General features: G+C 67.7%; 12 protein-coding genes. 4 read left to right on the forward strand and 8 right to left on the reverse strand.

Annotation, left to right across the window (positions count from 1 at the left end):
• Positions 1–17: 17 nt before the first annotated feature.
• Complete coding sequence (gene hflC, locus ACGFZ3_RS11065) at positions 18–881, reverse strand: protease modulator HflC (RefSeq protein WP_392920570.1); 864 nt, start codon at positions 879–881, stop codon at positions 18–20.
• Positions 878–2,020 (reverse strand): FtsH protease activity modulator HflK, encoded by a 1,143-nt coding sequence (gene hflK / locus ACGFZ3_RS11070; protein ID WP_392920573.1) that lies wholly within the window; start codon positions 2,018–2,020, stop codon positions 878–880. The genes hflC and hflK overlap by 4 nt, the downstream gene beginning before the upstream one ends.
• Positions 2,021–2,189: 169 nt before the next feature.
• Here hflK and ACGFZ3_RS11075 point away from each other — a divergent pair, with 169 nt between their 5' ends.
• Together ACGFZ3_RS11075 and pilH are read left to right on the forward strand one after the other, a co-directional pair.
• A complete protein-coding gene (locus ACGFZ3_RS11075; RefSeq protein ID WP_392920576.1) occupies positions 2,190–3,185 on the forward strand; it encodes a YhdH/YhfP family quinone oxidoreductase in 996 nt (331 codons plus the stop codon).
• A gap of 89 nt (positions 3,186–3,274) precedes the next feature.
• Positions 3,275–3,658 (forward strand): twitching motility response regulator PilH, encoded by a 384-nt coding sequence (gene pilH, locus ACGFZ3_RS11080; protein WP_392920579.1) that lies wholly within the window; start codon positions 3,275–3,277, stop codon positions 3,656–3,658.
• Between the two features lie 89 nt (positions 3,659–3,747).
• Here pilH and ACGFZ3_RS11085 read toward each other — a convergent pair whose 3' ends face one another.
• Positions 3,748–4,644: a DnaJ C-terminal domain-containing protein gene (locus ACGFZ3_RS11085; protein WP_392920582.1), complete on the reverse strand. Its 897-nt coding sequence runs from the start codon at positions 4,642–4,644 to the stop codon at positions 3,748–3,750.
• 278 nt (positions 4,645–4,922) lie between these two features.
• On the opposite strand from ACGFZ3_RS11085, the gene ACGFZ3_RS11090 reads away from it, so the two are divergent.
• Together ACGFZ3_RS11090 and ACGFZ3_RS11095 are read left to right on the forward strand one after the other, a co-directional pair.
• Positions 4,923–5,405 (forward strand): peroxiredoxin, encoded by a 483-nt coding sequence (locus ACGFZ3_RS11090; RefSeq protein ID WP_392920585.1) that lies wholly within the window; start codon positions 4,923–4,925, stop codon positions 5,403–5,405.
• A 34-nt stretch (positions 5,406–5,439) separates the two neighbouring features.
• On the forward strand, positions 5,440–6,033 hold the full coding sequence (locus ACGFZ3_RS11095) for a bacterioferritin (RefSeq protein WP_392920588.1): 594 nt from the start codon (positions 5,440–5,442) through the stop codon (positions 6,031–6,033).
• 27 nt (positions 6,034–6,060) lie between these two features.
• Here the strand turns inward: ACGFZ3_RS11095 and pbpC are convergent, their stop codons facing one another.
• The 5 genes from pbpC to acnD form a co-directional block, all read right to left on the reverse strand.
• On the reverse strand, positions 6,061–8,436 hold the full coding sequence (gene pbpC, locus ACGFZ3_RS11100) for a penicillin-binding protein 1C (RefSeq protein WP_392920591.1): 2,376 nt from the start codon (positions 8,434–8,436) through the stop codon (positions 6,061–6,063).
• A gap of 52 nt (positions 8,437–8,488) precedes the next feature.
• On the reverse strand, positions 8,489–13,357 hold the full coding sequence (locus ACGFZ3_RS11105) for an alpha-2-macroglobulin (RefSeq protein WP_392920975.1): 4,869 nt from the start codon (positions 13,355–13,357) through the stop codon (positions 8,489–8,491).
• A gap of 109 nt (positions 13,358–13,466) precedes the next feature.
• Complete coding sequence (locus ACGFZ3_RS11110; RefSeq protein WP_392920594.1) at positions 13,467–14,924, reverse strand: bifunctional 2-methylcitrate dehydratase/aconitate hydratase; 1,458 nt, start codon at positions 14,922–14,924, stop codon at positions 13,467–13,469.
• 50 nt (positions 14,925–14,974) lie between these two features.
• Entirely contained in the window at positions 14,975–16,165 is a 1,191-nt protein-coding gene (gene prpF, locus ACGFZ3_RS11115; RefSeq protein ID WP_392920596.1) for a 2-methylaconitate cis-trans isomerase PrpF, read from the reverse strand.
• A 1-nt stretch (position 16,166) separates the two neighbouring features.
• Positions 16,167–18,782, reverse strand: coding sequence for a Fe/S-dependent 2-methylisocitrate dehydratase AcnD (gene acnD / locus ACGFZ3_RS11120; RefSeq protein ID WP_392920599.1), 2,616 nt, complete (start codon positions 18,780–18,782; stop codon positions 16,167–16,169).
• Positions 18,783–18,816: the final 34 nt, after the last annotated feature.

The following is an 18,816-nucleotide window of genomic DNA, read 5'->3' on the forward strand; positions in this document are numbered from 1 at the left end:
GCGGATTCAACCGGCGGTCAGCGGTCGTTCTTCAGGTACTGCAGGAACGGGTCGTTCTTGTCCAGCACGATCACCCCGTTGCCGTCGGTCATGGAGTTCCGGTAGGCCTCCAGGCTGCGGTAGAACGAGAAGAACGACGGGTCGGCCGAGCCGGCCTGGCCGTAGATCCGGGCCGCTTCGGCGTCGCCGGCACCACGCAGGCGCTGGGCGTCGCGCTCGGCTTCGGCCACGATCACCGTGCTTTCGCGGTCGGCCTGGGCACGGATGGTGAGCGACTGCTCTTCACCCTCGGCACGCAGCTTGGCCGCTTCCTGCTTGCGCTGGGCGCGCATGCGCTCGTAGACGTCGTTGATCACCTGGCTGTCGGTCGGCAGGTCGATCTGCTTGATGCGCAGGTCGATGATCTGCATCCCCAACCCTTTGACCGCCTCGTTGATGCCGGTCAGCTGGCCGGCAATCAGTTCACTGCGGTCGCCGGACACCAGCTGCTGCAACGAACGCGAGTTGATCTGGTTGCGCAGCGAGTCGGTGATGATCGGTGCCAGGCGCGCCGAGGCCACGCTGGCGTCGCCGCCGGTGGCACGGAAGTACGCCCGCACGTCGGAGATGTAGCCAATGGCGAAGAAGTCGACGCTGACGTCCTTCTGCTCGGCGGTGAAGTAACGGGCCGGGGCGGTGGCCAGCACCTGGAAGCGCCGGTCGAACACCCGCACCGTTTCCACCAGCGGCAGCTTGAAGTGCAGGCCGGGCTTGATGTCGGAACGGACCACCTTGCCCAGGTTCAGCACCATGGCGGTCTGGTCCTCACGGACCACGAACACCGAGCCCAGCAGGCCCAGCAGGACGGCAACGGCCAGCCCAATCCAAAGCGGACTCTTCATCGGATGGCTCCTTCGCTACCGGTCGGTCGAGTGGTCGGGCGCGTGGTCGGGCGCTCGGCGTTGCGCACGCCGTCGACCGGGGTGCTGGCCGGCAGCGACGGCATCATCACTTCCGGGGTCACCAGCGGGGTCGCACTGTTGCCAGCGGCAGTGCCGGCACGGTTGTCGGGCATGGGCACGTAGATCAGCTGGCGGCCATCGCCGCCGATGACCTTGCGGTTTTCGGCCAGCACCTTCTCGACGGTTTCCAGCCACAGACGCTTGCGGGTGACTTCCGGGGCGTCCTTGTACTGGGCCTGCAGCAGGCTGAAGCGCTCGGCATCACCCTGCGCGCGGGCAACCACGGCCTGCTTGAAGCCTTCGGCCGTGGTCCGGGCGCGCGAGGCCTGGCCACGGGCTTCGGGCACGACCTTGGCCGCGTAGGCCTGGGCTTCGTTGATCAGGCGTTCCTTGACCTGCTGGGCACCGTTGACCTCGTCGAAGGCCGGCTTGACCTCTTCCGGCGGACGGGCATCGGGCAGGGTCAGGCCGGTCACGACCAGGCCGGTGCGGTACGCCTTGAGTGCGGCCTGCAGGCGCTCCTGCGCCACCACGGCCAGCGGACCGCGGTTGTTGAGCACGGCGTTGAGGTCGGCACGGCCGACCTGTTCGCGAACGGCGCTCTGTGCGGCCTGCTCCAGCACCTGGTCGGCCGCGATCGTGCCGAACAGGTACAGGCGGGGGTCGTCGATGCGGTACTGCACGTTGAGCGACACGCGCACGATGTTCTCGTCGCGGGTCAGCACCGGCACTTCGCTGCTGAAGGTCTTGATCTGGGTCGCGTTGACCTTGGTCACCGACTCGATCGGCCAGGGCAGCTTGAAGTTCGGGCCGGGCTGCAGGATGCGCGAGAACTGGCCAAAGCGCAGCACCACGCCGCGCTGCTGTTCGCCGATCAGCTGGAAGCTGGAGAACAGCAGCAGCAGGACCACCGCCACCGCCACCCAACGCAGGATGCCGCCATCGAACAGGTCCTTGAGCGGTCCGGGCAACCCGCCCCAACCGCCACCACCGCCGCCACCGCGCGGACCAAACGGCCCTCGTCGATTCTCGTCGGAACCCTGTCCGCCCTTGTTGCCGCCGGGTGTATTCCAGGCCATGCACGCTCCATCAGTAAAGGTTGCCTGCGGGCCAGTCCCGCACCGTCAACCGTTGAATCCCGCCCGATTCTACTAGATGGGGCTGACCGACAGGATTGGAAGGGGTCACCCGGCGCAGGTCGCGATTCATCACGGTAAGGTGGAACCCCCCATCCTGCAGGCCACCCCCATGGCGATCCCCGACCGGTTCACCGCCTTCCGCATCCACCACGACGAGCAGGGCCATCACAGCGGCCTGGAGCCGATCGGCCTGGGCCAGCTCAACCCGGGCGAGGTGGTGGTCCGCGCGGAATGGTCGTCGGTGAACTACAAGGATGCCTTGGCCGGCACCGGCGAGGGGCGCATCCTGCGCCGCTTCCCGCTGGTGGGCGGGATCGACGTGGCCGGCACGGTGGTCGCCTCCACCGACCCGGCCTGGCGCGAGGGCGATGCGGTGCTGGCCACCGGCTGCGGCCTCAGCGAAACCCGCGATGGCGGGTACAGCCAGTACGTAAGGCTGCAATCCAGTGCGGTGATCGCGCGCCCGCCCGGGCTCGGCGCGCGCGAGGCGATGATCGTGGGCACTGCAGGTTTCACCGCCGCGCTGGCCCTGCTGCGCATGCTCGACAACCGTCTCACCCCGGACCACGGTCCACTGGCCGTGACCGGTGCCACCGGCGGGGTCGGATCGCTGGCCGTGGACATCTTCAGCCGCGCCGGGTTCGAGGTCCACGCGATCAGCGGCAAGGCCGACCAGGCCGACTACCTGCGCGGGCTCGGCGCCCACGAGGTATTGGCGCGCGACAGCCTGGCCACGACCAAGCCGATGGCGTCGGCCCGCTTCGGTGGCGGCCTCGACAATGCCGGCGGGCCGATGCTGGCCAGCCTGCTGGCCCAGACCGCGCCCTACGGCAGCGTGGTGAGCGCAGGCCTGGCCGCCAGCCCGGTGCTGGACATGACGGTGATGCCGTTCATCATCCGGGGCGTGTCGCTGCTGGGCGTGTCGTCGTCTTCGGCACCCCGGGTGCTGCGCGAGCAGGTCTGGAAGAAGCTGGGCGGTGAGTGGAAGCCGCGTCACCTGGACGCGATCTGTACCGGCGAGATCGGTCTGGATGCATTGCCGACCGCGTTCAAGCGGATGCTGGCCGGCGGCGCGCTGGGCCGCACCGTGGTGCGGATCGACTGAGCGTTGCAGCTGGGCGACGGACGGCGCGGCGGATGCTTCACGATGACACGGGCGCCGCTCTACACTGCGGGCATCACACGGGGAACAACATGGCACGCATTCTGATCGTCGACGATTCGCAGTCGCAGCAACTGGCAATCAAGCGCATCGTCGAGAAGCTGGGGCACGAGACGTTGACCGCCGAAGACGGCGCCGCCGGGGTCGAGGTGGCCAAGGCCGAGCTTCCTGACCTGGTGCTGATGGATGTGGTGATGCCCAACCTCAACGGGTTCCAGGCCACCCGCACGCTCGCGCGCGAAGCCACCACCAGGCACATCCCCGTGATCCTGGTGACCACCAAGGACCAGGACACCGACCGCATGTGGGGCATGCGCCAGGGGGCCAAGGCCTACATCACCAAGCCGTTCTCCGAAGACGAGCTCTCCGAAGTGCTGGAGCGGGTCTTCAGCAACAAGGAATCGCCGGCGGTGTGATCGCGGGCGGTGCCGTATCGACCAACGGTCGATACCTGCCGCGATGTCCCCGGGGGTAGGTACCGACCGGTGGTCGGTACCCGTGCCCATCAGATTTTTTCGCCGAACGCCTTGGCCAGCGCCCTGTAGGCCTTCTTCTGCGCCTCATCGGTCGGCGCCGGCGCGATGATCTCGATTTCCACGATCTGATCGCCATCAGGGTTGCCCGGCAGGCCGCGGCCACGCAGGCGCAGCTTGCGCCCGGCATCCGAACCGGCCGGCACCTTCAGTTCAACCGCCCCACCCAGGGTAGGCACGCTGATCGAGGTCCCCAGTGCGGCCTGCCACGGGGTGACATCCAGCGTGTACAGGATATTGCGGCCGTCGACCTCGAACTGCGGGTGCGCGGCATATTCCACTTCCAGCAGCAGGTTGCCGCCGTTGGTGCCCTGCCCGCCCAGCCGGATCACCTGGCCCGGACGGATGCCCTTGGGCACGCGCACATCCAGCTGCTTGCCGTTGACGGTGATGCGCAGGCTGTCGCCGCCATAGGCCGCCTCCAGCGGCACCGACAGCTTGGCGCGGGTGTCGCGGACCGGCTGCGGGCCAGCCCCGGTGCCGCCAAAGCCGCTGGCCCGGCCTGCACCGCCGCCGCGCTGGCGGGCGAACAGGCTCTCGAAGAAGTCGCTGAAACCACCACCACCGGCGCCGCCGCCGAACACTTCCTCGAAATCGAAGCCCTGCGCGCCGCCATAGTTCGGCGGGGCATGGAACTCCTCGCCCGGGCGGTAGCCCTGGGCCTTGAGCTGGTCGTAGGCCGCGCGCTTCTGCGGATCACGCAGCGCCTCGTAGGCCTCGTTGACCGCCTTGAACTTCTCTTCCGCGCCGGTTTCCTTGCTCACGTCCGGGTGGTACTTGCGCGCCAGCCGGCGGTAGGCGGTCTTGATTTCGGCATCGCCCGCGCTGGGTTCCACACCCAGCGTGGCGTAGTAATCCTTGAATTCCATCCATACACCTCGAATAAGTTCGGCCGCCGGGGCCAGCGGGCGCCGTCGCGCAATTCTAGCGGCTGCCAGCCCGGTCGCCGTGATCGGGCGGATGATCCTGCGCAATGCAGCAGTCTGGCTCATTGGCTACGGTGGCATTAATTCGACCGACGGCCGGTCCCGACCCATCGCCGACGGGCCGCGCCGGCTCCCGATATGGGAATGAACAGGCCGGTTTCAACATTTTGACGCCGCCCTTCCATCGCCCTCACTACCCTGCCCTTGAACCCGGAGCTCCCATGACCATCCACGTTGGCGACCGCATTCCCGAAGTCACCCTCAAGCGCATCCGCGAGGGCATGGAGACCTTGGACACGCATGCCCTGTTCGAGGGTCGAAAGGCGGTTCTGTTCGCCGTGCCGGGTGCCTTCACCCCAACCTGCTCGGCCCAGCACCTGCCCGGCTTCGTGGCGCATTTTGCCGATTTCCGCCACCGTGGCATTGACGTGTTCTGCATGGCGGTCAACGACCCGTTCGTGATGAAGGCCTGGGGCGAAAGCCAGCAGGTGCCCGACGGCCTGCAGCTGCTGTCCGATGGCAACGGCGAATTCACCCGTGCGCTCGGCCTGGAACTGGATGCCAGCAGTTCCGGCATGGGCATGCGGTCCCGCCGCTTCGCGCTGTATGTCGAAGACGGCGTGGTGCGCGACACCTTCATCGAAGAGCCCGGCAGGTTCGACGTCTCTTCGGCGCAGTACGTGCTGGCGCACCTGCCCAGCTGATCCCTTTCACGCAACAAAAGGAACCCGGCCAGCCATGTCAAAGCCAGCCAAGCAGCAGTCGAACACTCCCTCCTCCAACGAAAGCCGCGGTCGGCCGCCGGGCATCAGCGATACCGCTACGTTGCGCGCCAAGGCCCGCAAAGACATCGAAGACGGCGCCATCACCGACAGCTACACGGCCGACCGCGAAGCCGTGATCAAGCTGCTCAACGATGCACTTGCCACCGAGTATGTGTGCGTGCTGCGCTACTACCGCCACTACTTCATGGCCAAGGGAATGCTGGCCGACGCGGTCAAGGGCGAGTTCCTCGAGCACGCGCAGCAGGAACAGGCGCATGCGGGCAAGCTGGCCGAACGCATCGTGCAGCTGGGCGGCGAACCGGACCTCAACCCGGCCACGCTGACCCAGCGTTCGCATGCCGAGTACAAGGAAGGCAAGGATCTTCGCGACATGGTGCGCGAGAACCTGATCGCCGAGCGCATCGCCATCGACAGCTATCGGGAAATGATCAACTTCGTGGGCGACAAGGACACCACCACCAAGCGGATCCTGGAAGAAATCCTCGCCCAGGAAGAAGAGCACGCCGACGAGTTCGCTGATCTGCTGGAAGGGTGGATCGGCGAGTAGGCCTCGCGCCGATCGCCGGGCGGCCCACTAGTGCAGGATCCGGAACCGCACCTGGGTCCAGGCACCATCGGCGGCGAGCGCGGTGAGGGTGTGTTCGCCGGCTTCGTCGAAATCGCGCTGGAAGCTGCGCGCGCCTTCGCTGCGTGCGATCCAGCGGTCATCCAGCAACCAGTCCACCGACTGCTCGCTGCCCAGTGCACGCAGCTGAAGCCGCACGCCGTGTTCGGCATTGGGCGCGCGCGCCAGCGTGGCGCGGTCGTTCAGGCCTTCGATATGCAGGCTGCCCGCACTGCTGCGGCCATCATCGCGGCAGTCCGGCGACAACGCCGGCAACTGCGCGGCCTGGCGTTGCGCCAGTGGCAGCCACGGCGAAACCAGTGCCGGCCAGCGTGCGATTTCACGCTGCTGCGCCTCGTGCGGCAATGCGCATTCCGGTGACAGCCGCAGACCGGTGCGGGCATCCACGTCGAATGTCTGCCGGCCGGCCTGCCACAGCCGGGCATCGCGCTCGGCGAACGTCGGCGGCACCACGTCATCGAGCACGTAGGCATGCAGGCGTCGCTGGCAGAGCGCGGGCGGGGTGTTTTCCGCGCGTTCGCCGGTCGGCCAGCACACCTCCGCCTGGGTAACGTTGGCTGGCAGCGGTGCAGCGGCCGCATCGCCACGCTGACGCGGCAGGCTGTCGACTACTTCGAACATCAGCGGCAATGCGGTGACCGCGCCATACTGGCCGGGCAGCGGCGTGCCGTCCGGTCGCCCCACCCACACGCCTACCGTGTAATGGCGGGTGGTGCCGATCGCCCAGGCATCGCGGTAGCCGTAGCTGGTGCCGGTTTTCCAGGCCACCCGCGGGCGCCCGGTCACATCGAAGGTGCCCGCGCCGTACCCCGGCCGAGGGTTGGATTCGAGCACTTCGCGGGTGATCCATGCAGCGCCCGGCGACATCAGCCGCCGCTCGATCACCGCATCGTCGGGCGTATAGCGCACGCGGCCGGCAATGCCGTTGCGGTTGAACGCGGCGAACGTGCCGACCAGGTCCTCCAGCCGCGCGCCGGTGCCGCCCAGGATCAGCGACAGGTTGGGCGTACTGCCGTGCGGAAAGCGCAGGGTGATGCCGGCATGCGACAGGCGGGCGGCAAAGCGCGCCGAGCCGACCCGGTCCAGCAGATCCACCGCCGGCACGTTGAGCGACAAACGCAATGCCGTAGCGGCACTGACCGGCCCATTGAAGGCCGCATCGAAGTTGCCCGGGCGGTACCCGGCAAAGCTCTGTGGTGCATCCACCATCAGGCTTTCAGAGTGGATCAGGCCGTCATCGATGGCCATGCCATACAGGAACGGCTTGAGCGTGGAACCCGGCGAACGCCAGGCCTGCACCATGTCCACGTGCCCCAGCCGCTGCTTGTCGCCGAACGCCACCGAACCGACGTAGGCCCGTGCCTCGAGCGTGCGGTTGTCCACCACCAGCAGCGCGGCCGAGGTGCGCTCGGGCAGCTGCGAAAAGTACGACGCCACGCGTTCTTCGAGCGTGCGTTGCAGCCCGCTGTCCAGCGTGCTCTGGATGCGTGCTGCACGCGGCTGCGCGGCGTGCAGCCGCTGCGCCAGCAGGGCCGCGTGCAGCGGCGGCTGCAGCGCGCGGGTCACCACCGCTTCGATGCGGGCGTCGTCCACCTCCTCGCGGGTCCATACGCCCAACGCGACCATGCGTTCGAGCACCTTGTCGCGCGCAGCCCGTGCCGCCTCCGGGTGGCGGTCCGGGCGCAGCCGGCTGGGCGACTGCGGCAGTACCGCCAGAAGCGCGGCTTCGGCATGCGACAGTTGCGCCGCCGGTTTTCCCAGATACGCCCAGCTGGCCGCTTCCACGCCTTCGATGGTGCCGCCGTACGGCGCGCGCTCCAGGTACAGCGCAAGGATCTGCGCCTTGTCCAGGTGCAGTTCCAGCTGCACCGCGCGCAGCAGCTGCTTGGCCTTGCCCCACGGCGTGCGCGAGTGCGGGTCGAGGATGCGCGCCACCTGCATGGTCAGGGTGGAGCCGCCGGAAACGATCCGCCGTTCCAGCACCCACTGCTTGCCGGCACGCAGCAACGCCCACGGATTGACCCCGGGGTGCCGCCAGAACCAGCGGTCCTCGTAGTTCAGCAGGACCTGCAGGTATAGCGGCGACACGCTGCTGGCAGAGGCCGGATAGCGCCACACGCCATCGGCGTCGGCAAATGCACGCAAGGGCGTGCCATCGGCAGCGACCACCAGCGTGCTGGTGTCGCGCTGCCGCGGCAGCGGCGGCGGGAACGCCAGGTCCAGCACCAGCAGCACCGCGAGCAGCGCCGCCGTGCCCCAGCGCAGCGCAGGCCACAGCCAGGGGCGCCACCGGTTCCACTGCAGTCGGGAGCGAAGGATTGTCATTCCAGTACGGCCGGCATCGCGGGCCCCGGCATCGGCCGGGACCCGCCATCGGTCACGGCTGGACCACCGTCAGGGTGGTCGGGTTGCTGCGCCCCACCCCGCGCAGGTCGGGGCGGTACATGTCCTCGACCAGCGGCGGCGGCACGGTATAGGTGCCGGGGGTCACCGCACGCACCAGATAGAACACCTTGGCGGTGCTGCCGCGTGACAGCTTGAGCGCGGCCACGTAGCGGTCGTCGCGGAACTCTTCGTGGCGCAGCGTGGCCGCCTCACCACGGTCTTCCACACGCAGGCCATCGACCACCACGTCGGCCCACTGCTTGGCATCGCCGAGGTTGAAGTTCTCGATCTCCAGCCCGGCCGGCAGAAGATCGGTCAGCAACGCATCGGGCATGTCCACGTTCGGGGTGACGCTGACCCGCACGATCAGCGCTTCGCCCTCCTTCAGCGCCCGCGGCGTCCACGGCTTGCCGTCGGTGGTGAACCAGCTGCGTTCGACACCCAGGGTACGGCTGTCCGGTTCCGGCGCAGTGCGCGGAATGCCAGCCACTTCCAGGCTGGCGAACATCGGCGGCTCGCCCTTCGGGCTGAACCGCACGCCCTTGGCCAGCGCAGCGTAGTCGAAGCTGCGGCCGAACATGCGGCGCGCGGCGATCGCGTCCACCTCGCCGCCGATGACCAGCTCACCGGATACCTGCTTGGTCTGGTTGGCCGCCAGCGCCTTGCCGAGGCGGGCAATGGCCACCTGTTCCTGTGTGCTCAGCCACATCCAGCCGTTGTTGCGGCGGGCATCCAGCGCACGCCCCAGCTCCACCGCGCGGGCGTCGTAGGCCGGCTTGGACAGCTTGCGCTCGTGCAGCAGCGCGATCATCAACGCATCGTCACGCACCGCGCTGCCGTAATCGCCGAAGTACTGTGGACGCTCGCTGCTGGGCTTGGCGAAGCCGGCCGCAATGGCCGCATCGCCGCGCTTGTGATCGCCCTGCAGTGACAGCGCGATTCCCAGATGAACCAGCGACAGCCCAGTGAGCGACTTGCTGCGTTCGTTGTCGTACAGCGCGCGCAGGGTGCCCAGCGGGGCCCGGTTGACCCGCGCCAGCACGTAACCCGAGTACGCCTGGTTGGCGAACTTCAGGTTCTCGCGGCGGTCTTCGCCGTAGAACTGGTTGCCACCAGAGAGCAGGTCCTCGCTGAGGCGGTTGAGCGCCTTCTGCAACACGCCATCGGGCACGGCGAACCCGGCGTCCTTGGCATCGAGCAGAAACTCGGCGATGTACGGGGTCAGCCACGGATTGACATAGCCGTCATCGCCCCACATCGAGAAGTTGCCGTTGGCCACCTGCATCGACGCCAGGCGACCGAACGCGCCTTCCATGCGTTCGCGGCGCGATCTGGCGTCCAGGCCATCGGCACCGAGCATGGCCGAAGTGGCCTCATCGAGCATCAGCGCGGCGTAGCCCTTGCTGGTGGTCTGTTCGGCACAGCCGTACGGATACTTCAAGGCCCCATCAAGCGCACTGGCGAACGGAATCGGCGGCAGCGCGCTGACCAGCATGCGCGCAGTGACCGAATCGCTCATCAGGCCGTCGGCCAGGCCGACCCCCATCTCCACGTCGGCCAACGGGTCCAGCGTGCGGGTCTGCGCGCGCAGTACCTGCGGCCACGCCGCACGCACCGGAAGGTCATAGCGGCGGTCGACCTTGAAGCCGTTGCCTTCCACCCGCACCCGCACCTTGGCCACGGTATAGCCCTCGCGCGCCACCAGCGGGAAGCTGAGCGTGCTCTTGGCGTCGGTGTTGAGCTTGAGCGCCCGGCTGGGCTCGCCCAGGGTCAGCGGACCCAACCCGTCCACCTGCACCTTGAACTCGCCCGGCTTGCCGGTGAAGTTCTGCACATCCAGGGTGACCGTGCTGCGGTCGCCCGGCGCCAGCACGCGCGGCATGCTGGCTTCGGCCAGGATCGGCGCGCGCACCACGGTTTCCACATCGCGCTTGCCGTACTGGTCATCGGCGTAGACCAGCGCGGAGACGCGCAGGGTGCCGTTGAAATCCGGCACCTTCAGCGCGATCCGGGCAATGCCCTTGGCATCCAGTTTCACCGGGCCGGAGAACAGGTCCACGGTCTGCACGCGCGCGGTGGGGCGCTTGGCCTGCGGCAACGCGGCCAAGGCCATGTCGCCACCGAACTTCAGTTTGCCGCTGCTGCCATCGAAGCTTTCGATCACGCGGCTGTAGATGTCGTACGCATCCACGCCGAGGCGACGCTGGGCGAAGAAGTGGCCGGCCGCATCCGGCACCGGGAAGCGGGTGATGTTGAGGATGCCCACGTCCACTGCCGACACCGTGACATGCGCCAGCTTGCCCGCCAGCTGCGGCGCGCTCACCGTCACCGGCAGGGTCTGCTCCGGCCGCATCTGCTTGGGCGCCGACAGCCCCACCGCGATCTGGCGTGCCTTGCGGTCCATCGGCACGTGCACCACGCCGACCGCGCGGGCCGGGGTGATCTTGCTGGGCGCACTGCCACCGCGGAACACCAGCGCGGTGATGTAGACGTCGTGGCGCTCCCACTCGGCGGTGACCGGGATGTCGAAGGTGCTGCCCGGCTTGGCATCGATCTCCTGCACGTACAGCATCTTGTCGCTTTCAACCATCAGCACGCCCTTGCCGGCGTGCGGCGGGGTGACGGTCACGCGCACCTTGTCGCCGGCCTTGTAGCCGGTCTTGTCCAGGCCCAGCTTGATCTTGTCCGGGCGTGCATCCAGGCCCCGGTTTTCGTCGTTCCAACTCCAGCCGGCGTGGAACGGGTAGCGGCTGGTCAGCCCGGTAGCCGGGTCGAACACATCCAGGCGGTACTCGCCCCACTCCACCGGGAAGTCCACGCCCACCGCCGCGCTGCCGGCATCGACCGTACGGCTTTCCTTGTTCTCGAAGCGGCGGCTGAAGTCATAATCCCAACGGTTGTCGTTGAAGGTCCAGTGGTAATCGCGCAGCTCGCGCACCAAGGTGACCTTCAGGCCCTTGCCCGGCTGCGGCTTGCCGGCCGCATCCACGCGCAGGACTTCAAAGCGCGCGTTGCTGTTGGCATCGGCGCCGTCTTCGGGGTTGAACAGCGGGCGTACGCCAACCAGCACCGGGGCCGGCCACAGCACCCGCTTCAGGGTGCGGCTGACCGTGCGGCCCCCGGTTTCATACACGCTGCCGGACAGCACCACCGCCACCGGGGCGCTGGCCTTGACCTCGGCCGGCAGCTCCACGTCCTGGCGCAGCTTGCCGTCGGCGGGGAACTCGGTATCGATCACATCGCGCGCTTCGCGCGGCAGTTCCAGAGTCGGGTCGCCGAAGAAGTAGCCCGGCAGCGATTCCACCGGTGACTGTTCGGCCGCCACGGCCAGGCGCGCGGTGAATCGGTTGCCGTCGGCCGGCGCGCCATACAGATAGGCCGCATCGGCCTGCAGTTTAAGCGGCTCGCCCGGCTTGAGGGTCTTCTGCGGGCTGTCCAGGTCCAGCTTCATGCGCTCGGGCAGGAACTCCTCGATGCGCAGGGTCATGCCCTGGATGGCTTCCTTGCTGGCCGGGTTGGTGCGGAACTCCACCTGCCAGCGCCCGGTCGGCGCTTCCACCGGGATGGTCTGTTCGAAGCTGAGGTAGCCCTGCTCGCCCGGTTGCAGGCGGGTTTCGCGGAAGGTCTTGCCGTCCGGCTGCTTCAGGCGCAGGAACACCGGCTGCGGCTTGACCGGCTTGCCGTCGTTGTCGCGCAGCAGCGCGGAAATGCGCACGGTCTCGCCGGGGCGGTACAGGTCGCGGCCGGACCAGGCGAACACGTCGAACCAGGCGTTGTCGCGACCGGCCACGGCGAACTCGCTCAGGTCCAGCGCCGGCTGGTTGAACGGCAGCATCGAGGTATCGGCGCCACTGCTGGCAATCAGCACATGGCCCGCATCCAGCGTGTAATTGAGCAGCGCGTTGCCATTGCCGTCGGTGCTGCCCTTGAGCACCACCTCGCCCTTGGCGTCGATGATGCGCAGGTCGATCTTCTTCAGCGCGGCCCCGCTCTGCAGCGAGGCGGTGTGCACGAACAGGGTGTCCTTGTAGGCGCGGGTGTGCAGGCCAATGTCGCTGACGGTGAAGAAGGCGGTGTCGAACTCGCTGTCGAACGAGCCGCTGCGCTTCATCACGGCGAAGTACAGGCCCGGTTCCTGCAGCTCCTTGATGTCCTGGGTGGGCAGGTAGGTCAGCACGCGCTCGTTCTGCTTGCCGCCCAGCACGAAGCGGTTGACGTAGACCGGCTCGGCCAGCTGCGACATGGGGGTCTTGTCACCGTATTCGCTGTCCAGCTCCCAGCTGCCACGGCGGCCGCCGCGCTGGTACTGGCTGAAGAAGCGGGAGAGTTCCTTGTCGCGCACGCGCAGGAACTCCACGTCCACTTCGTTCACGTTGACCGACACCACCGGCAGGCCGCGGCTTTCGCGCGCGGGCAGCACGCTGCCCTGCGAGGCGAAGCCAGCTACCGGCTTGAGCTCACCGCTGAACACCTTCTGGCGCAATTCCTTGCCGATCCGGCTGCCGTCGGCGGCCAGCAGGTCCGCCGAAACGATCAGGGTGTATTCCTTGGCCGCTTCCACGAACGGGTAGCGCAGGGTCTTGCCGTCGTCGGACAGGGTCCAGCTGCTGTCCTCGGTGCCGACCTTCTCGCCGAAGCGGACCAGCTTGTCGAAATCCTGGGTGCCGACCAGCGGCCGCGAGAACTCCAGTGCCAGCGACAGGCCGTCGCTCTTCTGGTCGGGGAAAGCCCGCACCAGGGTGAACTCGCTGACGGCTTCGGCCTTGGCGGCAATCGGCGCGCCGGACGGCGTCGGCAGCTGGCCGCTGTCGTTCCGCTTGCAGCCCCCGACTCCCAGTGCCAGGCCGGCGACCAGCGCCATGCCCAGGATTCCTTTCCAGCTCCATTGCCCGACCCGATGGTGCGCAGCCATGACGTCACTCCTTGAACAAGGGCTCCAGTATAGAGGGGGCGCAGCCAGGCGGGTTCGGTCAATCGGGGACGTAAAGCGCGACGTATTCGTGGACCGGCATCGCTTCCAGCGCAACCGGGTCCAGCGATACCTCCAGGATGCGACGCTGCTGGGCGGTCGGGAAGGTGGCCGCCAGGTGCGCCCGGAACTTGTCTTCCAGCCGCGGGATCCCCTCGGCGCGGCGGCGGGCGTGACCCAGCGGGTACTCGACGGTAGCCTCCAGCCGATCACCGTCGAGGAACTGCAGCTCCAGTGCATTGGCGATACTGCGCCTGTCCGGGGCCAGGTAATCGGCAGTGAACCGGGGCTCTTCGACGCAGCGGATCTTCGCGCGCAGCGCGTCGATGCGCGGATCGGCGGCCACGTCGTCCTCGTAGTCTTCCGCCACCAGCCGCCCGAACAGCAGCGCGATGGCCACCATGTACTGCACGCAGTGGTCGCGGTCGGCCGGATTGTTCAGTGGACCGGTCTTGTCGATGATGCGCAGGCAGGCCTGCTGGGTGCGCAGGGTGATGTGCGCGATGTCGTCGATGCGCCGCCCTTCCGCACGCAGCCGTGCGTGCAGCTGCATCGCCGCCTCGACGGCAGTCTGGCCATGGAACTCGGCCGGGTAACTGATCTTGAACAGCACGTTCTCCATCACGTAGCTGCCGTAGGGGCGCTGGAAGCGGAAGGGCTGCCCGCCGAAGGAGACGTCGTAGAAACCCCAGGTCGGCGCGGTCAGCGCGCTGGGGTAGCCCATCTCGCCGGTGGCCGCCATCAGCGCCAGCCGCACCGCGCGGCTGGTGGCATCTCCTGCGGCCCAGCTCTTGCGCGAGCCGGTATTGGGCGCGTGCCGGTAGGTACGCAGCGCCTGCCCGTCGACCCAGGCCAGCGAGACGGCATTGAGCATCCGCTCGCGGTCGAGGCCCAGCATGTGCGCGACCACGGCGGTGGAGGCCACCTTGACCAGCACCACGTGGTCCAGCCCGACCCGGTTGAAGGCGTTTTCCAGCGCCAGGCAGCCCTGGATCTCGTGCGCCTTGATCATCGCCACCAGTACGTCGCGCATCGTCAGCGGCGGCCGGCGCAGGGCCACCGCATTGCGGCTGAGCCAGTCGGCGGTGGCCAGGATGCCGCCGAGGTTGTCCGACGGGTGGCCCCATTCGGCGGCCAGCCAGGTGTCGTTGAAATCCAGCCAGCGCACCATTGCGCCGATGTTGAAGGCGGCCTGCACCGGGTCCAGTTCGAAACGGGTGCCTGGCACGCGCGCGCCGTTGACCGCGCGGCTGCCGGGCACCAGCGGGCCCAGCAGCTTGCTGCAGGCAGGGAACGCCAGTGCCGCCAGCCCGCAGCCGAGCGTGTCGATCAGGCAGTGCCGGGCGGTGGTGAACGCCAACGGCGAGGTCACCGTGTAATCGCGTACGTAGTCGACGATGTCGACCATGACCGTGTCCCAGGCAACGCGGTCGTTGGTAGGAGAACTGCCTGTGGACATCGCTGCGCTCCTGTCCGGACGGGTGGAGCCGGGCCCTGCCCGGCTGCCTTTTACAACGTATCGGCGGGAACCCGCACCGTGCCCTCCATCAGCACGCGTGCGCTGCGACTCATGATGGCCTTGGTCACCGTCCACTGCCCGTCAACAAGGCGCGCCTCGGCACCGACCCGCAACGTGCCGGACGGATGCCCGAAGGTCACCGCGCCGCGCTCCCCGCCACCGGCAGCCAGGTTGACCAGCGTGCCGGGAATGGCCGCGGCGGTACCGATGGCTACCGCCGCAGTGCCCATCATGGCGTGGTGCAGCTTGCCCATCGACAGCGCGCGGGCGTGCAGGTCGATGTCGGCCGCCGCGATCTGCTTGCCACTGGAGGACACGTAGTCCTGCGCCGGGGCGACGAAAGCAACCTTGGGCGTGTGCTGGCGGGTGGCAGCCTGTTCGATGCTGTCGATCAGGCCCATGCGCACCGCGCCGTGTGCGCGGATCGCCTCGAACCGGGCCAGCGCGGCCTTGTCCTGGTTGATCGCCGGCTGCAGTTCGGTACCGGTGTAACCCAGGTCCGCTGCATTGAGGAAGATCGTGGGAATGCCGGCGGTGATCATGGTTACCTGGAAGCTGCCCACGCCCGGCACGTCGAGCGTGTCGACCAGGTTGCCGGTCGGGAACATCGAACCGCCCTCGCCTTCGCCGTCGTCGGACGGATCGAGGAACTCCAGCGCGATCTCCGCCGCCGGGAAGGTCACCCCGTCAAGTTCGAAATCGCCGATTTCCTGCACCTGCCCATCCACCACCGGCACGTGGGCCAGGATGGTCTTGCCGATGTTGGCCTGCCAGATCCGCACCGTGCAGACCCCGTTGCGTGGAACGCGGGTCGGATCGATGAAACCGTTGCTGATCGCGAACGGTCCCACGGCGGTGCTGAGGTTGCCGCAGTTGCCGCTCCAGTCCACGAACGCGGTGTCGATCGACACCTGCCCGTAGAGGTAGTCCACATCGTGGTCGGGCACCGATGGCGCCGAGATGATCACGCACTTGCTGGTACTGGACGTTGCCCCGCCCATGCCGTCGGTATGCTTGCCATACGGATCGGGTGAGCCGATAACCCGCATCAGCAGCGCATCACGTGCCGGGCCCGGCATCTGCGCGGCAGACGGCAGGTCCTGCAGGCGGAAGAACACCCCCTTGCTGGTACCGCCGCGCATGTAGGTAGCGGGAATGCGGAGTTGGGGAAGATGGGTCATGTCATGCCACCTGCGAGGATTCCAGGAAGTCCTGCGCAAAACGCTGCAGTACCCCGCCCGCTTCGTAGATCGAGACTTCTTCTGCGGTGTCCAGGCGGCAGGTGACCGGCACCCGCAGCTGTTCACCGTCGCGGCGGTTGACCACCAGGGTCAACTCCGCGCGCGGTACGCGCTCGCCGACCACGTCGAAGGTTTCGGTGCCGTCGATACCCAGCGACAGGCGGTTCACGCCCGGCTTGAACTCCAGCGGCAGCACGCCCATGCCGATCAGGTTGGTGCGGTGGATGCGCTCGAACCCTTCGGCGGCGATGGCTTCCACGCCGGCCAGGCGCACGCCCTTGGCGGCCCAGTCGCGCGAGCTGCCCTGACCGTAATCGGCACCGGCGATGATAATCAGCGGCTGCTTGCGCTCCATGTAGGTTTCAATTGCTTCCCACATCCGGGTGACCTTGCCTTCCGGTTCGATACGCGCCAGCGAGCCCTGCGTGACCTGGCCATCGATCACGGCCATTTCATTGATCAGCTTGGGGTTGGCGAAGGTTGCCCGCTGCGCGGTGAGGTGATCGCCGCGGTGGGTGGCGTAGGAATTGAAGTCTTCCTCGGGCAGGCCCATCTTCGCCAGGTACTCACCGGCGGCGCTGCTGGCCAGGATCGCGTTGGACGGCGACAGGTGGTCGGTGGTGATGTTGTCGCCGAGCACCGCCAGCGCGCGCATGCCCTGCAGGCCGCGTTCGCCGGCCAACGCCCCTTCCCAGTACGGCGGGCGGCGGATGTAGGTGCTCTGCGGGCGCCATGCGTACAGCGGGCTGACCGGCGCGCCATGTTCGACCTTGAAGGTGAACATCGGCTCATAGACCTGGCGGAACTGTTCCGGCTTGACGCTGGCAGCCACCACCGCATCGATCTCGGCATCGCTCGGCCACAGGTCCTTCAGGGTGATCGCGCTGCCGTCGTCGCGGAAACCGAGTGGATCCTTTTCAATGTCGAAGCGCACCGTGCCGGCAATGGCGTAGGCCACCACCAGCGGCGGCGAGGCCAGGAAGGCCTGCTTGGCATACGGATGGATGCGCCCGTCGAAGTTGCGGTTGCCCGACAGCACCGCGGTGGCATACAGGTCGCGTTCGATCACTTCCTGCTGGATCTTCGGGTCCAGCGCGCCGCTCATGCCGTTGCAGGTGGTGCAGGCGAAGCCCACGATGCCAAAGCCCATCTGCTCAAGGTCGCCGAGCAGGCCGGCGTCTTCCAGGTACAGCTGCACGGCCTTGGAACCGGGGGCCAGCGAGCTCTTCACCCACGGCTTGCGGCTCAGCCCGGCACGGTTGGCGTTGCGCGCCAACAGCGCGGCGGCGATCACGTTGCGCGGGTTGCTGGTGTTGGTGCAGCTGGTGATGGCGGCGATGATCACCGCGCCATCGGGCATCAGGCCCTGTTCCTGTTCGAGCTTGCCGGAGGCCAGCTTGGCTTCGTCGGCAATGCCGCGCGCGGCAAGTTCGCTGGTGGCCACGCGCTTGTGCGGGTTGGACGGCCCGGCCATGTTGCGCACCACGCTGGACAGGTCGAACTGCAGCACGCGCTCGTACTGGACCTGGTCCAGGTCATCCGACCACAGGCCGGTGGTCCTGGCGTAGGTTTCCACCAGCTGCACCTGCGCTTCCTCGCGGCCGGTCAGGCGCAGGTAGTCCAGGGTCTGCTGGTCGATGGAGAACATCGCGGCGGTGGCGCCGAACTCCGGGGTCATGTTGGAAATCGTGGCGCGGTCGCCAATGGTCAGCGCGGTGGCGCCTTCACCGTAAAACTCGATCCACGCCCCCACCACGCGCTCCCTGCGCAGGAACTCGGTCAGCGCCAGCACAAGGTCGGTGCAGGTGATGCCCGGTTGCGGGCGACCGGTCAGCTCGACACCGATGATGTCCGGCAGGCGCATCCATGAGGCGCGGCCGAGCATGACGTTCTCCGCTTCCAGGCCGCCCACGCCGATGGCGATCACGCCCAGCGCGTCCACGTGCGGGGTGTGGCTGTCGGTGCCCACGCAGGTATCGGGGAAGGCCACCCCGTCGCGCACCTGGATCACCGGCGACATCTTCTCCAGGTTGATCTGGTGCATGATCCCGTTGCCCGGCGGAATCACATCGACGTTCTTGAACGCCTTCCTGGTCCAGTTGATGAAGTGGAAGCGGTCTTCGTTGCGGCGGTCTTCAACGGCGCGGTTCTTCTCGAACGCGGCCTTGTCGAAGCCGGGGTATTCCACCGCCAGCGAGTGATCCACGATCAGCTGGGTCGGCACCACCGGGTTGATCTGGGCCGGGTCGCCACCGGCGTCGGCAATGGCATCGCGCAGACCGGCCAGATCGACCAGCGCGGTCTGCCCCAGGATGTCATGACACACCACGCGCGCGGGGTACCACGGGAAATCCAGGTCCTGGCGGCGTTCGATCAGCTGCCGCAGCGAGGCCTCCAGGGTGGCCGGGTCACAGCGGCGCACCAGGTTTTCGGCCAGCACGCGCGAGGTATACGGCAGCGTGGCATAGGCGCCCGGGGCGATCGCATCAACGGCCGCACGCGTATCGAAATAGTCCAGCGAGGTGCCGGGAAGGGTCTTGCGGTAATCAGTATTCATGGCTGGCGATAACTGCTTCTGTTTGGCGGGCCGT

It is taken from the genome of Stenotrophomonas sp. NPDC047960 (assembly GCF_043204395.1).
Classification (GTDB): domain Bacteria; phylum Pseudomonadota; class Gammaproteobacteria; order Xanthomonadales; family Xanthomonadaceae; genus Stenotrophomonas.

What these genes read in the sequence shown, in the direction of transcription:
- hflC (WP_392920570.1), bottom strand. Translation starts at nt 881, where the DNA reads ATGAAGAGTCCGCTTTGGATTGGGCTGGCCGTTGCCGTCCTGCTGGGC.
- hflK (WP_392920573.1), bottom strand. Translation starts at nt 2,020, where the DNA reads ATGGCCTGGAATACACCCGGCGGCAACAAGGGCGGACAGGGTTCCGAC.
- ACGFZ3_RS11075 (WP_392920576.1), top strand. Translation starts at nt 2,190, where the DNA reads ATGGCGATCCCCGACCGGTTCACCGCCTTCCGCATCCACCACGACGAG.
- pilH (WP_392920579.1), top strand. Translation starts at nt 3,275, where the DNA reads ATGGCACGCATTCTGATCGTCGACGATTCGCAGTCGCAGCAACTGGCA.
- ACGFZ3_RS11085 (WP_392920582.1), bottom strand. Translation starts at nt 4,644, where the DNA reads ATGGAATTCAAGGATTACTACGCCACGCTGGGTGTGGAACCCAGCGCG.
- ACGFZ3_RS11090 (WP_392920585.1), top strand. Translation starts at nt 4,923, where the DNA reads ATGACCATCCACGTTGGCGACCGCATTCCCGAAGTCACCCTCAAGCGC.
- ACGFZ3_RS11095 (WP_392920588.1), top strand. Translation starts at nt 5,440, where the DNA reads ATGTCAAAGCCAGCCAAGCAGCAGTCGAACACTCCCTCCTCCAACGAA.
- pbpC (WP_392920591.1), bottom strand. Translation starts at nt 8,436, where the DNA reads ATGACAATCCTTCGCTCCCGACTGCAGTGGAACCGGTGGCGCCCCTGG.
- ACGFZ3_RS11105 (WP_392920975.1), bottom strand. Translation starts at nt 13,357, where the DNA reads ATGGCGCTGGTCGCCGGCCTGGCACTGGGAGTCGGGGGCTGCAAGCGG.
- ACGFZ3_RS11110 (WP_392920594.1), bottom strand. Translation starts at nt 14,924, where the DNA reads ATGTCCACAGGCAGTTCTCCTACCAACGACCGCGTTGCCTGGGACACG.
- prpF (WP_392920596.1), bottom strand. Translation starts at nt 16,165, where the DNA reads ATGACCCATCTTCCCCAACTCCGCATTCCCGCTACCTACATGCGCGGC.
- acnD (WP_392920599.1), bottom strand. Translation starts at nt 18,782, where the DNA reads ATGAATACTGATTACCGCAAGACCCTTCCCGGCACCTCGCTGGACTAT.